Raw genomic sequence first — 13,701 nt, 5'->3', positions numbered from 1 at the left:
CTTCAGGCTTCGTCATCAAGACGTCGGGCAGCCAATCGGCGTCCACGGGTAATCAGCTCGATGAACTGCACCGCACTCAACGCATGGGCGAATAGCCAACCCTGACCGAATTTCACGCCTTCACTGCTTAGAAGCGCCGCCTGGGATTCAAGTTCGATGCCCTCGGCAATCACCTTGAGTTGCAGGGCCTGGGCCATGTGAATGATGTGCGGGGCGACACCGCTACTTGCAGCGTCATGACCCAGCGCATCGATAAACGCCTTGTCGATTTTCAGGCAGTCGACTGGCAGGGTTTGCAGATAGGCGAGGCTGCAATAGCCAGTGCCGAAGTCATCAATCAGCACTTGATGCCCGACATCCCGCAAGGCTTGCAGGTTTTCCCGGGCTACCACGACATCGATCAATCCCCGCTCGGTGACCTCAAAGGCAATTTGCTTTGCCGCGACGCGGTGCAAGGTCAGCAGTCGTGCCATGACTTGGCCGATACGCGGCACCATGACGTCGCAGGCCGCCAGGTTGACCGAGATGTACAGTTGCGGATTGGCCCGCAACAATTGACCCAGCTGCTCAAGCAGGCGTTGCAGGACGAAGTCGGTCATCTGGCGGATCTGGCCGGTGTTCTCCGCCATCGGAATAAACAGGTCGGGGCTGGTCAGGGTGCCGTCCGGCCGTCGCCAGCGCAGCAAGGCTTCTGCCCCGACACAGTTGCGGCTGTCGAGGTCGAAGATCGGCTGATACAGCACCTGCAATTCGCCTCGCCGTATGGCGCCACTCAGTTCGGCGTCCAGCGACTGTCGCTGGCGCACCAGCAGAAGCACCAGAAAACCCACGCATAAGGCGAGTGCCAGGCTGGCCGGCAGCAACCACCACCAGACTGCGGGCACATGCATACCGGTGCGCGGGCTGATCAGCACCAATTGGTATTCCGGATTGTTGGTGGGCATGCGGTAAATCAGGCGGGAATGCGTCACTTGTAGCGCGTCGAGACTTTTCGGGGGCCAGGGTTCTGTGGGTGGCCAGGCCTGCGAGACACCCAGTACCGGAATCGCGCGCGTACCGTGGTCGAGCACCACCAGCAGGCTGCTTCCCGGCGGCAAGTCGACCATGTCGGTCAAATGCCCGCGAGACGTCGCGACCCGAAAATTGCCGCGTCCGAGCATCAGCGCGGCGCGGTTTTCATCGGGTTCGGTGGTGGTGTTCAGCCAGTAACTGTAGGTCGGCCCCTTGATGTCTGGCGGCCTTATCATCGACAGCCCTTCCTGGCGGGGGCGGTTGGAACAGATCCGTGAGGCGTCCATATAGGCGGCTTCGTAAACGAAGCGGTAATTGAAGCTGACCTGTTGCAAGGTCGCGATCATTTCGTCATCGCAGCCGCGTAACGGCTGGGCTTCCAGGTCGTCGAGGCTTTCACGCAGCTGCCCGAATAGTTGCTCCAGGCGAGCAAGGAAGCGCTCGCCCTGGGCATTCATTTCTTCGCTTTCGCTCTGCTCGACTTGATGCATGGCCACGAACAGGCTGCCGGCCATCAGGAGTGTCGCGCTCAAGGCAGCAGCCAGTATCGCCAAAAACCAAGGGCGAAAGAACCAACTACGTAGTGTCTCTCGAGCAGCAGGCATAGGGAATATCCGAAGAATTACCAATGAGTTATAGCTGCTGATTGGAAAAAAGCCCTGACCGTCGGGCGGGCGTCATTATTTTGTCTGGTTCAAGACTTGTAGAAGTGCCGCTGTTTGCGCATCTGGCGTGCCATCGAAACGTGACGGTCGGAAATGCATCTGGAAGGCCGCAATCACATGGCGTGTCGCAACATCCAGTTCGCCGGTTTGCGGCGTGGGATAACCCGCGCGAGCCAGCTGTGCCTGAAACCAGCTGATGGTTGGCAGTTGTACTTCGAACTGTGCTTGCTGGCGCGTTACCGCCTGCTCATTCGGCCAGACTCCCAGGCCTTCGGCAGCCAGGCGCTTCCAGGGGAACAGCGGCCCCGGATCAAGCTTGCGCAGCGGGGCGATGTCGCTGTGGCCGATGATGCTGCGGGGATTGATGGCGTAGCGCTTGCTGATGTCCTTGAGCAGGACGATCAGGGACTGGACCTGGTCTTCACTGTAGGGGTACCAAAGGCGCCCGGTCGGGGTGTCTTTAAAGCCTGGATTGACGATTTCGATACCGATGGAACTGGAGTTCAACCAGGTCCGGCCTTGCCATTCGCTTTCCCCGGCGTGCCAGGCTCGGAGGTTTTCATCCATTAGCTTGTAGATGGTGGCGCCCTTGTCGTCGCCAATCAGATAGTGGCTGCTGACCTCGCCGTGGGTCAGCAGTTGCAGCGAGCGCTCCAGTGACGCGGAGGTGTAGTGCACCACCACGAACTGAATGCGGCTGTCGTAATTGGCTGAAGGGTGACGGGTGTCGAACCGGGGGCCGCTGGCACAACCGGCCAACAGAATCAGCGACACGATGAGAGATAGATATTTCATGGCAGAAGGCAATACACGCAAGACAGTAATGCAACAGTGTAACGTACTGCCTTGCGCGCAGACGGCCAACGCGAAGTTTTAAACAAAATGGAACAATTGACTGTCAGCCCAGTGCCACTTGGTTGCGGCCAGCATGTTTCGCGCGATATAGGGCCTGATCGGCTCTTTTAAGGACCAGATCGCTATGTTCGCCGGGTTTGAATGCAGTCAGGCCCATGGAAATAGTGATGGTTACCGGCTCACCCTTGAAGTGGAAAGGGCAGGCTTCGATCGAGGCGCGCAGCTTTTCCAGCAGTTTCGCACCAGCAGATGGCACTGTGTCTGGCATCAACAGGACAAACTCCTCACCGCCGAACCGGGCAATGAAATCCGTCCCGCGCAGGCGCTTGCGTAGCACGCTGGCGATGATTTTCAGTACTTTGTCGCCCGCCAAGTGACCATAGTTATCGTTAATGCGTTTGAAATGGTCGAGGTCGAGCATTGCCAGCAACAGGGTGTTGCCGTGTTGCTGCCACTGGTTGATTTCGTGATCCAGCCGTTCGCTCCAGGCTGCCCGGTTAGGCAGGCCGGTAAGCGGGTCGATCAAGGCTTTCTGACGCTGCTCTTCAAGATGCTCGCGGTAGCCCAGGGCTTCCTGCTCCATGTGCGCAACGCGTTCGGCCAGACCATGGAGGCGGGCCGCGACTTCCTGCTCGCGCTCGTTACGCTGCTTCTGGTGCTGGTCCATGGTGCCGAGCAGGCCTTCCAGATGGTTTTCCAGAACGTGCTTGAGATCGTCCAGGTCGGCGGCTTCCTGCATGCTGCTCTGCAAGCCGTCGACCTGCTCGCGGATCTGCGTGTCCATCTCGCGTGCGGCGGAACGGTTGTCGGCATGGCCTTCGCTGGCGGCTTGCAAGTTGCTTTGGAACGACTCGAGGCGTTCGTTTAGCTGTTGCAAGTAAGCTTCGAATTCATGCTGGCCACTGTCGGTGATTGCCAGCATCAAGGTTGCCAGATCGTCGAGGATCGGCAGAAGTTCGTACCAATTCAAACCGTTTTGCAGACGATCACGCATCGCTTCGGCTTGCGGACGATGACGCTCGGGCAGCGTCAGGTCGTCGAGCAGGCCCAGTAACGTGTCTTCGATGTGCTTGGCCACCGAGCTGTAGGACGGCTCGGGTGAGTCCGGCAGGGCGTAGAGAACATCCGGCTCGGATTGTTCAGCGTCTACGGCGGCCAACACCTCGGCCATGGCCGGGGGCAACGGCAGGCTGTCGAGATAGACCACCGGGGTCAGTTCGTCGGGATTGATTGCCGGTTGAGTCTGTATTTCTGGCTCGATGATTGATGGCGCGGGTTCTTCTGGATGGTCTATGTCCGGTTGTGGTTGCGTCTCTGGAGTCTGGGCGTGTGCTCGCTCCGGCTCGAGCACCGGCGGGACAAACGCTACAACTGCAGGAGAAGGCGCTGCTGCGGGCGGAGCCTCGATCGTCGTTGGCTCGGATGCAGTCGCGGGCGCGGCAACATGTGTAACCGCCACTTGCGGCTTATCAATCTCTGGTGCGAGATTGACGGTTACCTGTGATGTCTCGGCATGAGGCACGGCAACCGCTTCGGCATGCTGCAGGGTGGGCGTCGGAACAATGCCGGGGACAACCTGTAATGCCGCTTCATCCGCTTCACGGCTGCCAAAAAGCCGCTGCAGCAAACCAGGGCGGCCGGGTTCTGCCGGGTTTTCAAGCTGATTCAGCGCTTTGCCTTGCAGACCGCTCAGTTCACTGAGCAGCAACGGAATCTCGCGCGCCTGCCCGACTCTTGCATCCAGTTGCTTGGCGAAGTTTTTCAGCGGCCGGCTTACTTCGCGGGGCAGCGGTAATGTTTGCAGCTGCGAGACCAGCGCGGTCAATGCGGCGCTGGTCTGATTGACCCGGGTTTCCCGGCGTTGTTCGGAGTCGAGCACGGCTTTTTCCAGCCGCGGAAGCAGGGCGGCCAGGCCGGCGTCCATGTCGTCGGTGCGCACGACTTCACGCATTTCCTTCATGCATTGGTCAACGACGCGGTCGGTGCCCTCGGCGGCCAGCGTGCTGCGTACCAGGCCGCGACGCAGCAGGTCGAGCCGGGCGTCCCATCGACGTTCGAGCTTTTCCTGTTGTTCGATGCTCTTGAGGTATTTCTCTTTCCAGCGCTGTGCTTCGTCGCTCATTCATGGGATCCGCGAGGGGCAGGACTCAACGCGGGTAATGCATCGGCCGTGAGCGAACCCGGCAGACGAATCTCTACCGCGACCGGCAGGTGATCGGAAATGGGTTGTGCCAGCACCTCGACCTTTTCAAGGGTCAGGGTGGGGCTCAGTAGAATATGGTCCAGGCAGCGCTGCGGGCGCCAGCTAGGGAACGTCGCTTCCAGTTGCGGCGCGAGCAGGCCGAGGTCACGCAACGGGGAGTTTTGCAGCAAGTCACTGGCATGGGTATTCATGTCGCCCATCAGCACCTGGTGTTTATAGCCGCCAATCAACTCGCGGATGTAAGCCAGTTGCAAGCTGCGGGCGCGGGCGCCCAGTGCCAGGTGCATCATGACCACCACCAGTGCCTCAGGACCTTCGCCAAAGCGCACCAGAATCGCCCCACGACCCTTGGGCCCCGGTAGCGGATGATCTTCAATCGCCCACGGGCGCAGGCGGCTGAGCACACCATTGCTGTGCTGGCCGAGGCGTCCGAGATTGCGATTGAGTTGTTGATACCAGTAGGGGAATGCGCCGAGCTGGGCCAGGTGTTCGACCTGGTTGACGTAGCCTGATCGCAAGCTGCCGCCATCGGCTTCCTGCAAGGCGACCAGATCGAAGTCGCCCAGCAGATTGCCGATCTTTTGCAGATTGTCGGCACGCCCGGTGTGCGGCAACAGATGCTGCCAGCCCCGGGTCAGGTAATGGTGATAGCGCTCGGTACTGATGCCGACCTGGATATTGAAGCTGAGCAAGCGCAGACGACTGTCTGCGGGCAGGCCCGTCGATTCCAGATGATGTTCGTTGACCCGCGGATCATGCAGGCCAACGACGCGTTCAGTGCCCCAGCGGCGCATGGCAGTCGCCGCGCTTAGTTGGCAGCAGCCTTGTTAGCCGCTCGCTCTTTGTCGATCAGCTTGTCGGCCAGTTGCAATGCTTGCTCGGCACCGCCGGCAGAGCCCACGTCGAAGCGATACTTGCCGTTGACGATCATGGTTGGAACGCCGGAGATTTCGTACTTTTTGGCCAGGTCAGTGGCCTTGACGATCTGGCCCTTGATGGCAAAGGAGTCGAAGGTGGCCAGGAACTTGTCCTTGTCTACGCCCTGAGTGGCCAGGAAATCGGCCATTTCATTCTTGTCGACCAGCTTCTTGTGTTCTTTCTGAATCGCGTTGAACACCGCAGCGTGAACCTTGTTTTCGACGCCCATGGCTTCAAGGGTCAGGAACATCTGACCGTGTGCGTTCCACGGGCCGCCGAACATGGCCGGAATGCGGACGAAGTTCACGTCGGAAGGCAGTTTCTCAACCCATGGATTGATCACGGGCTCGAAAGCGTAGCAGTGCGGGCAGCCGTACCAGAACAGCTCCACCACTTCGATCTTGCCAGGCACAGCTACCGGGACGGGATTGGTCAGTTCGACATATGGCGCTGCGGGTGCTTCAGCAGCTTGGGCGGTCATGCCGAACAGGCTGGCAGCGACGAGTGCGGCGCTGATGATCAGATTACGCATGCTTTACTCCTGGACAATTTTGGTCGCCTCGCGCGACCTGTTTTCAGACAGGTCCTGGCGGGCTTGAGTTCTGTAGTGTAACGGCAGCGGCCACAAAAAAGGGCGGCCAAAGCCACCCTTTTTATGCTTGCATCGACGGATTAATCGAGCGTTAACGTTGCGGAAGGTGTAGACCTCGCGCAACGCCAGATTCGTCGGTCTTAGTGCAGACCTTGAATGTAGCTGGACACCGCGGCGATATCTTCGTCGCTCAGCTTTTTGGAGATGCTCTGCATCGGCTTGGTGTCGCCATCGTTGGTGCGGCCGGCCTCTTCCTTGCGGAAGTCGGTCAGTTGCTTGGCTACATACTGAGCATGCTGGCCACCCAAGTGCGGGAAGCCGGCAGCTGCGTTACCCGCACCATTTGGCGAGTGGCAACCGGTGCAGGCTGGCAGACCCTTGGCCAGATCGCCGCCGCGGAACAGTGCTTCACCGCGAGAAACGACTTTCGGGTCGGCGGCGCCAACGCTGCCTTTCTGGCTGGCGAAGTAGGCGGCGATATCGGCCAGGTCCTGATCGCTCAGGTTGGTCAACAGGCCGGTCATTTCCAGTACCGTGCGTTTGCCGGACTTGATGTCGTGTAGCTGCTTGTTCAGATAACGCTCGCCCTGGCCTGCCAGTTTCGGAAAGTTAGGCGCCATACTGTTGCCATCCGGGCCATGACAGGCGCCACATACTGCGGCTTTCGCCTGACCAGCAGTCGCATCACCTGCAGCATGGGCAATGCCGGAGATCCCCACGGTCAACAGCAGACTCACGATCAATTTGTTCATCAGCTAATCCAACTACGGCTAAGGGTTAAAGAGTTATGGACCGGGATCACTCGCTCATCCACTGGATGATTGCTTGGTAATCCTCGGCACTGCAGTCCATGCACAAACCACGCGGCGGCATCGCCTTGAAACCCTGGGTCACGTGTTGCACCAGCGTCTCCATACCTTTCGCCAACCTCGGCGTCCAAGCTTCCTGATCGCCCTTTTTGGGCGCCATGGGTAGTTGGCCGGAATGACAGGCACCACAAACACGGTTGTACACAGCTTCCGGATCCTGTGTAGCCTGAGCGCTGTAAAGCGGCATCAAGACACCGGCAGCTAGCAGCCATTTCGTCATAAAACGACCTTTTCAGGGTTGAGAGCGTTCTGCGTTCTAGTGCGCAATCAAGGTCAATCGCTCTCGTGAACTTCATCCTACGCTGGGACAAAGCGCACACAAAATCTGCGGCATTATATACTGGCGTCACTGAAACGGAAACGACACTGCTCGCCGCGTCCATTCCCGGCGCCGCCCACATCGGAAATCCCATGCAACTCAAGAACCCCATCCTCGGCCTGTGCCAACAGTCCACCTTCATGCTCAGCGCTGCCAAAGTCGATCAATGTCCCGACGACGAAGGCTTTGAAGTGGCCTTCGCCGGGCGTTCCAACGCCGGCAAGTCCAGTGCGCTGAACACCCTGACGCACGCCAGCCTTGCGCGGACCTCGAAAACTCCAGGTCGCACGCAGCTCTTGAACTTCTTCAAGCTAGACGATGATCGTCGTCTGGTCGACCTGCCGGGTTACGGTTACGCGAAAGTGCCTATCCCGTTGAAGCTGCACTGGCAGCGTCACCTGGAAGCCTATCTGGGTGGTCGGGAGAGTTTGAAGGGGCTGATTTTGATGATGGACATCCGTCATCCAATGACCGACTTCGACCTGCTGATGCTCGACTGGGCTGTCGCCAGCGGCATGCCGATGCACATTTTGCTGACCAAAGCCGACAAGCTGACCTACGGCGCGGCGAAAAACGTCCTGCTCAAGGTTCAGGCAGACATCCGCAAGGGTTGGGGAGATGCGATCAGCATCCAGCTGTTCTCGGCGCCAAAACGCATGGGCCTGGAAGACGCCTACACTGTACTGGCGGGTTGGATGGAACTGGCGGACAAGGGCGCCGAGCTCGCGGAGTAAGCTCATTTACAAAAACCGCGGGCAAAAAAAACCCCGGACTTCTTATGGGGAGGGGGAAGTTCCGGGGTTCAAGTTCCGGACCGCTAGGGCGGGGTCCAGATATCTGCCAACACTTAACACAACATTAGGAGCATCGAAGGGCTTCACCACCCATTCAGTAACTCTGAGTGGCGATTCAGGCGATTAGTTCAGAATTTTTTAAAAAGCCTTTGGAATAGGCCATCGAATTTTCCGAACTAAGCACCCTTCGGTCCTTCTGCCGCGGCACTATGCCGCAGCAGAAAACGCCTGTTCAGACGGCTCAGTGAGCCTCATCCCAGTTATTTCCTACACCAACCTCGACCAACAGCGGCACATCAAGCTTCGCTGCGTCGCTCATGTGCACGCGAATTTCATCGCGGACCTGGTCGACCAAATCTTCACGCACTTCCAGAACCAATTCATCGTGCACCTGCAGGATGACTTTGGCGTCAAGGCCTGACGCTGTCAGCCAGCTATCCACGGCAATCATGGCTTTCTTGATGATGTCCGCCGCAGTGCCTTGCATCGGGGCGTTGATCGCCGTGCGTTCGGCACCTTTGCGCAGGGCCGGGTTTTTTGCGTTGATTTCCGGCAGGTACAGACGACGACCGAAGATGGTTTCGACGAAACCTTGTTCGGCGGCCTGGGCGCGGGTGCGTTCCATGTATTCCAGCACGCCTGGGTAACGGGCGAAGTATCGGTCGATGTAGGCCTGGGATTGCTTGCGATCAACACCAATCTGCTTGGCCAGGCCAAACGCGCTCATGCCGTAGATCAAACCGAAGTTGATCGCCTTGGCACTGCGCCGTTGGTCGGTGGTGACGTCTGCCAGTTCAACCCCGAAGACTTCCGCTGCGGTGGCTTTGTGCACGTCCAGATCATTGCGGAACGCGTGCAGCAAACCTTCGTCCTTGGCCAGGTGAGCCATGATTCGCAGTTCGATTTGCGAGTAGTCCGCTGCCAGTAGCTTGTAGCCTTTTGGCGCGACGAACGCCTGACGAATCCGACGCCCTTCGGCGGTGCGGATCGGAATGTTCTGCAGGTTCGGGTCGCTGGACGACAAACGCCCGGTCGCCGCGACGGCCTGATGATAAGAGGTATGAATTCGCCCGGTGCGCGGGTTGATCTGCTCTGGCAGGCGATCGGTGTAGGTGCTTTTCAGCTTGCTCATCGAGCGGTACTGCATCAGTACTTTGGGCAGCGGGAAATCCTGTTCGGCCAGTTCCGCCAGCACGGCTTCGGCGGTGGACGCCTGGCCCTTGGCGGTTTTGCTGATGATCGGCAGGCCGAGTTTTTCGTACAGGATCACGCCCAATTGCTTCGGCGAGCCGAGGTTGAATTCTTCCCCGGCAATGGCGAACGCCTCACGCTCGAGGGCGACCATTTTCTCGCCCAGCTCGACGCTCTGAATGCCCAGCAGGTTGGCATCGACCAGCGCGCCTTGGCGTTCGATCCGTGCCAGCACCGGCACCAACGGCATTTCGATTTCGCTCAGGACCTTGCTCAGGCTCGGGATGGCATTGAGCTTTTCCAGCAGGGTTTGATGCAGGCGCAGCGTCACGTCGGCGTCTTCGGCGGCGTAAGGTCCGGCCAGTTCCAGGGAGATCTGGTCAAATGTCAGCTGTTTGGCACCCTTGCCAGCGATGTCCTGAAAACTGGTGGTGGTGTGATTCAGGTACTTGAGCGCCAGGCTGTCCATGTCGTGACGGGTCGCGGTGGAGTCCAGCACGTAGGATTCGAGCATCGTGTCGAAAGCGACGCCTTGTACGGTGATGCCGCAGCTCTGATCGCCACCGATGGCGCAGTTGGCCAGGATGTTCATGTCGAACTTGGCGTGCTGGCCAACCTTGAGTTTGCTCGGGTCTTCCAAAATCGGCTTCAGCGCGCGCAGCACGGTGTCGCGATCGAGCTGATCCGGAACGCCCATGTAGGAATGGGTCAGCGGGATGTAGGCCGCTTCGTTGGCTTGTACAGCGAAAGACAGGCCCACCAGTTGCGCCTGCTGCGCATCGATGCCGGTGGTTTCGGTATCGAAGGCAATCAGCTTGGCGTCGTTGAGCTTCTTCAGCCACAGGTCGAAATCAGCCTGGGTGAGGATGGTGGTGTACTTGAGTTCGGTATCGACGGCCGCTTCTTCAGCCACCGGAGCGACGACTTCCTGGCCGGAACGCTTGGCGTCGCGCTGGTTATCTTCGAACCAGCTCTTGAACTCCAGCAGGGTATAGAGCTCGGCGAGCTTGTCGTGATCCGGCTTGCCCATTTGCAGGTCGTCGAGGCCGATATCCAGCGGTACGTCGATTTTGATGGTTGCCAATTGATAGGAGAGAAACGCCATCTCCTTGTGCTCTTCGAGCTTGGCCGGCAGGGTTTTGGCCCCGCGAATCGGCAGGGTCGGGACGATGTCGAGCTGCGCATAGAGCTCGGTCAGGCCCCCGTTCACACCGACCAACAGGCCGGAAGCGGTCTTCGGGCCAATACCCGGAACGCCCGGAATGTTGTCGGAAGAATCGCCCATGAGTGCCAGGTAATCGATGATCTGCTCGGGAGCGACGCCGAATTTCTCCTTCACGCCCTCCACGTCCAGCGCGCTACCGGTCATGGTATTGACCAAGGTAATGTGGCCGTCGACCAGCTGCGCCATGTCCTTGTCGCCGGTGGAGATCACCACCGGGCGGTCGGCTGCCGCGCTGCTGCGGGCCAGGGTGCCGATCACGTCATCGGCTTCAACGCCTTCGACGCACAGGAGCGGGAAGCCCAGGGCGATCACGCTCTGGTGCAGCGGCTCGATCTGAACACGCATGTCGTCGGGCATGCTTGGGCGGTTGGCCTTGTATTCGGCGTACATGTCATCGCGAAATGTCCCACCCTTGGCGTCGAACACCACGGCGAACGGACTTTCCGGATACTGCTTGCGCAGACTCTTGAGCATGTTCAGTACGCCCTTGACCGCACCGGTCGGCAGACCTTTGGAGGTGGTCAGCGGTGGGAGGGCGTGAAAGGCGCGGTACAGGTAAGAAGAACCGTCCACCAGGACGAGGGGGGCTTGGCTCATGAGCAGGATCAACCTTTTCGGCGGGTCCGGCGCTAGAATAGCGGGACCGTTGACGACAAAGGGACAAGGTTATCATGCGCACACTAAATCGCCTGTTGCTGGCTGGGTTGTTTGCATCCGTTCCGTTGGCCGTCATGGCGGCGAACGATGCGCCGACACCGGAGCCGGAAGTCACTATCCGCACGGAAGGGGATAAAACCATCCAGGAGTACCGTCAAAACGGTTTCCTGTATGCAATCAAGGTCACACCGAAGGGCGCACCGCCGTATTTTCTGGTGCGTGCGGACGGGACAGATGCAAACTTCATCCGCTCGGATCAGCCGGATATGCTGATTCCGTCGTGGAAGATCTTTGAGTGGAAGTAGTTTCTTAATTTCAATCGGCGCTGGCTCAAGCAGCGGCGCCCGTACTGGCAGTTCAAACATGTCTGTGTTCACCCCGCTGGCTCGGCCCGAGCTGGAAACCTTTCTCGCCCCTTACGGGCTCGGCCGCCTGCTTGATTTCCAGGGGATTGCCGCTGGTAGCGAAAACACCAATTTCTTCATCAGCCTGGAGCAGGGCGAATTTGTCCTGACCCTGGTTGAGCGTGGTCCGGTTCAGGAAATGCCGTTCTTCATAGAGCTGCTCGACGTGCTGCATGACGCCGACCTGCCAGTGCCTTATGCCTTGCGCACCACTGACGGCGTCGCCTTGCGCGAACTGGCCGGCAAACCTGCGCTGTTGCAGCCGCGTCTGGCTGGCAAGCACATCAAGGAAGCCAATGCGCAGCATTGCGCTCAGGTGGGCGAGTTGCTCGGCCATCTGCACCTTGCGACCCAGGCCAACATGATCAAGCGCAAGACCGATCGCGGCCTGGACTGGATGCTGGAAGAGGGCGCGCAGTTGCTGTCGCACCTCAATCCCGAGCAAAGCGATCTGCTGCAACGGGCGCTGGACGAAATCACACAGCAGAAGACGAAAATTCTTGCGTTGCCACGAGCCAACATCCACGCCGACCTGTTCCGCGATAACGCGATGTTCGAAGGCACCCACCTGACCGGGTTGATCGACTTCTACAACGCGTGTTCGGGGCCGATGCTCTACGACGTGGCGATCGCCTTGAACGACTGGTGTTCGGACGAGAGCGGCTTGATCGACGGGCCGCGGGCGAGGGCGTTGCTCGGTGCTTATGCAGCGCTGCGACCGTTCACGGCAGCCGAGGCGGAGTTGTGGCCGACCATGCTGCGGGTGGCCTGCGTACGGTTCTGGTTGTCGCGATTGATCGCCGCCGAGTCGTTTGCCGGGCAGGACGTGTTGATTCACGATCCGATGGAGTTTCAGCAGCGTCTGGCGCAGCGGCAGAAGGTCAACACACCACTGCCGTTCGCGCTCTAAAAGCTTCGCGAGCAAGCCCGCTCCCACATTGGATCTCAGTCGGCCACAGAATTTGTGTGCACAGGAGATCCAGTGTGGGAGCAGGCTTGCTCGCGAATGGTGGCGCCACAAATGTCTGGGTTACAACGACTCCAGACACCCTGCCAAATCATTCCCCAACTTCTCCAATACCTGCTCATACCCCTGAGCGGTCGCCGGCGTGTACCCGCCCAACGCGTCCAGTTCCGCCAGCTTCACCGGCAGACCTGCCACCAGGGTTTCCGCCAGGCGCGGACGCAGAGGCGGTTCGCTGAACACGCAGGTTTTACCGACTTCCTGCAATCGAGTGCGCATCGCCGCGACGTGCTGGGCGCCGGGCTGGACCTCGGCGGCGACGCTGAAAACGCCAGCGTGCTTGAGGCCGTAGGCATCTTCAAAGTAGTCGAAGGCCTCGTGGAATACGAAGTACGGTTTGCCCGCGATGCCGGCCAGACGTGCCTTCAAGCGAAGATCCATAGCATCCAGACGCTCATCGAACGCCTTGAGGTTGCTCTGATAACGCGCGGCATTGGCCGGATCGGCTGCACTCAGGTCTGCGGCCATTTTTGTGGCGATGACACGGGCGTTGACCGGCGAAAGCCACAAGTGCGCGTCCAGGCTGCCGGGACGGTGATCGTGATCATGCTCGTCGGCTTCTTCAGCATGGGAGTGGCTATCTTCGGCGAAACGTCGCAGTTTCAGGCCCGGTAAATCCTGCACGGCGACGCTGGGTAGCGTACGACCATTCAGCACGCGGGGCAGGAAACCTTCCATGCTTGGACCGATCCAGTAAACCAGATCCACAGATTGCACTTTCCGTACGTCGGATGGGCGCAAGGCATAGTTATGAGGCGAGGCACCAGGCGGCAGCAAGACTTCCGGTATCGCCACACCGTCCTGCACCGCCGCGGCGATCAGCTGTAGAGGCTTGATACTGGTGAGAACTTTGACTTCGGCTTGAGCTGAACCCATCAGCAGAAAACTGGCGACAAATGCGACAAAGATAGAAAAAAGTCGGGACACGATGACCACTCGAAGAGGCGAGAACGGGTAACATAATAACGTCTCTC

12 protein-coding genes are annotated in these 13,701 nt (G+C 59.2%); 3 read left to right on the top strand and 9 right to left on the bottom strand.

All coding sequences use genetic code 11. The features are described 5' to 3' along the window. Positions 1 to 2: 2 nt before the first annotated feature. The 7 genes from ASC74_RS00360 to ASC74_RS00330 all read right to left on the bottom strand — a co-directional run bounded on the left by ASC74_RS00360 (position 3) and on the right by ASC74_RS00330 (position 7,333). Complete coding sequence (locus ASC74_RS00360; protein WP_056738443.1) at positions 3 to 1,616, bottom strand: EAL domain-containing protein; 1,614 nt, start codon at positions 1,614 to 1,616, stop codon at positions 3 to 5. A 75-nt stretch (positions 1,617 to 1,691) separates the two neighbouring features. Further along, positions 1,692 to 2,471, bottom strand: coding sequence for an N-acetylmuramoyl-L-alanine amidase (locus tag ASC74_RS00355; RefSeq protein ID WP_046044885.1), 780 nt, complete (start codon positions 2,469 to 2,471; stop codon positions 1,692 to 1,694). A 103-nt stretch (positions 2,472 to 2,574) separates the two neighbouring features. Then, positions 2,575 to 4,653, bottom strand: coding sequence for a diguanylate cyclase (locus ASC74_RS00350; RefSeq protein WP_056738442.1), 2,079 nt, complete (start codon positions 4,651 to 4,653; stop codon positions 2,575 to 2,577). Continuing rightward, positions 4,650 to 5,528, bottom strand: a complete 879-nt coding sequence (locus ASC74_RS00345; protein ID WP_056738441.1) for an endonuclease/exonuclease/phosphatase family protein — start codon at positions 5,526 to 5,528, stop codon at positions 4,650 to 4,652. The genes ASC74_RS00350 and ASC74_RS00345 overlap by 4 nt, the downstream gene beginning before the upstream one ends. A gap of 14 nt (positions 5,529 to 5,542) precedes the next feature. Then, the gene (locus ASC74_RS00340; protein WP_008156010.1) at positions 5,543 to 6,184 is read right to left on the bottom strand and encodes a thiol:disulfide interchange protein DsbA/DsbL; all 642 of its coding nucleotides are present in this window, start codon (positions 6,182 to 6,184) and stop codon (positions 5,543 to 5,545) included. 200 nt (positions 6,185 to 6,384) lie between these two features. Next, positions 6,385 to 6,996 (bottom strand): c-type cytochrome, encoded by a 612-nt coding sequence (locus tag ASC74_RS00335; RefSeq protein ID WP_046044883.1) that lies wholly within the window; start codon positions 6,994 to 6,996, stop codon positions 6,385 to 6,387. Positions 6,997 to 7,042: 46 nt separating this feature from the next. Continuing rightward, positions 7,043 to 7,333: a c-type cytochrome gene (locus tag ASC74_RS00330; protein WP_008156007.1), complete on the bottom strand. Its 291-nt coding sequence runs from the start codon at positions 7,331 to 7,333 to the stop codon at positions 7,043 to 7,045. A gap of 191 nt (positions 7,334 to 7,524) precedes the next feature. Between ASC74_RS00330 and yihA the strand changes: the two genes are divergently transcribed. Further along, a complete protein-coding gene (gene yihA / locus ASC74_RS00325) occupies positions 7,525 to 8,166 on the top strand; it encodes a ribosome biogenesis GTP-binding protein YihA/YsxC (protein WP_046044882.1) in 642 nt (213 codons plus the stop codon). 301 nt (positions 8,167 to 8,467) lie between these two features. Here yihA and polA read toward each other — a convergent pair whose 3' ends face one another. Further along, positions 8,468 to 11,239, bottom strand: a complete 2,772-nt coding sequence (polA, locus tag ASC74_RS00320; RefSeq protein WP_056738440.1) for a DNA polymerase I — start codon at positions 11,237 to 11,239, stop codon at positions 8,468 to 8,470. 74 nt (positions 11,240 to 11,313) lie between these two features. Here polA and ASC74_RS00315 point away from each other — a divergent pair, with 74 nt between their 5' ends. Then, positions 11,314 to 11,604, top strand: coding sequence for a DUF2782 domain-containing protein (locus ASC74_RS00315; RefSeq protein WP_056738439.1), 291 nt, complete (start codon positions 11,314 to 11,316; stop codon positions 11,602 to 11,604). Positions 11,605 to 11,662: 58 nt separating this feature from the next. Further along, positions 11,663 to 12,613: a homoserine kinase gene (locus tag ASC74_RS00310; protein WP_056738438.1), complete on the top strand. Its 951-nt coding sequence runs from the start codon at positions 11,663 to 11,665 to the stop codon at positions 12,611 to 12,613. Between the two features lie 120 nt (positions 12,614 to 12,733). Here ASC74_RS00310 and ASC74_RS00305 read toward each other — a convergent pair whose 3' ends face one another. Then, positions 12,734 to 13,654, bottom strand: a complete 921-nt coding sequence (locus ASC74_RS00305) for a zinc ABC transporter substrate-binding protein ZnuA (RefSeq protein WP_056739097.1) — start codon at positions 13,652 to 13,654, stop codon at positions 12,734 to 12,736. Positions 13,655 to 13,701: the final 47 nt, after the last annotated feature.

The sequence above is a fragment of the Pseudomonas sp. Root329 genome (genome assembly GCF_001424925.1).
GTDB classification, from domain to species: Bacteria; Pseudomonadota; Gammaproteobacteria; order Pseudomonadales; family Pseudomonadaceae; genus Aquipseudomonas; species Aquipseudomonas arabinosi.
The sequence above is the reverse complement of the archived record's forward strand: the minus strand, read 5'-3'. Positions and strand labels throughout refer to the sequence as shown.

Coding starts and splice junctions, on each gene's coding strand:
- ASC74_RS00360 (WP_056738443.1), bottom strand. CDS start 1,616: ATGCCTGCTGCTCGAGAGACACTACGTAGTTGGTTCTTTCGCCCTTGG.
- ASC74_RS00355 (WP_046044885.1), bottom strand. CDS start 2,471: ATGAAATATCTATCTCTCATCGTGTCGCTGATTCTGTTGGCCGGTTGT.
- ASC74_RS00350 (WP_056738442.1), bottom strand. CDS start 4,653: ATGAGCGACGAAGCACAGCGCTGGAAAGAGAAATACCTCAAGAGCATC.
- ASC74_RS00345 (WP_056738441.1), bottom strand. CDS start 5,528: ATGCGCCGCTGGGGCACTGAACGCGTCGTTGGCCTGCATGATCCGCGG.
- ASC74_RS00340 (WP_008156010.1), bottom strand. CDS start 6,184: ATGCGTAATCTGATCATCAGCGCCGCACTCGTCGCTGCCAGCCTGTTC.
- ASC74_RS00335 (WP_046044883.1), bottom strand. CDS start 6,996: ATGAACAAATTGATCGTGAGTCTGCTGTTGACCGTGGGGATCTCCGGC.
- ASC74_RS00330 (WP_008156007.1), bottom strand. CDS start 7,333: ATGACGAAATGGCTGCTAGCTGCCGGTGTCTTGATGCCGCTTTACAGC.
- yihA (WP_046044882.1), top strand. CDS start 7,525: ATGCAACTCAAGAACCCCATCCTCGGCCTGTGCCAACAGTCCACCTTC.
- polA (WP_056738440.1), bottom strand. CDS start 11,239: ATGAGCCAAGCCCCCCTCGTCCTGGTGGACGGTTCTTCTTACCTGTAC.
- ASC74_RS00315 (WP_056738439.1), top strand. CDS start 11,314: ATGCGCACACTAAATCGCCTGTTGCTGGCTGGGTTGTTTGCATCCGTT.
- ASC74_RS00310 (WP_056738438.1), top strand. CDS start 11,663: ATGTCTGTGTTCACCCCGCTGGCTCGGCCCGAGCTGGAAACCTTTCTC.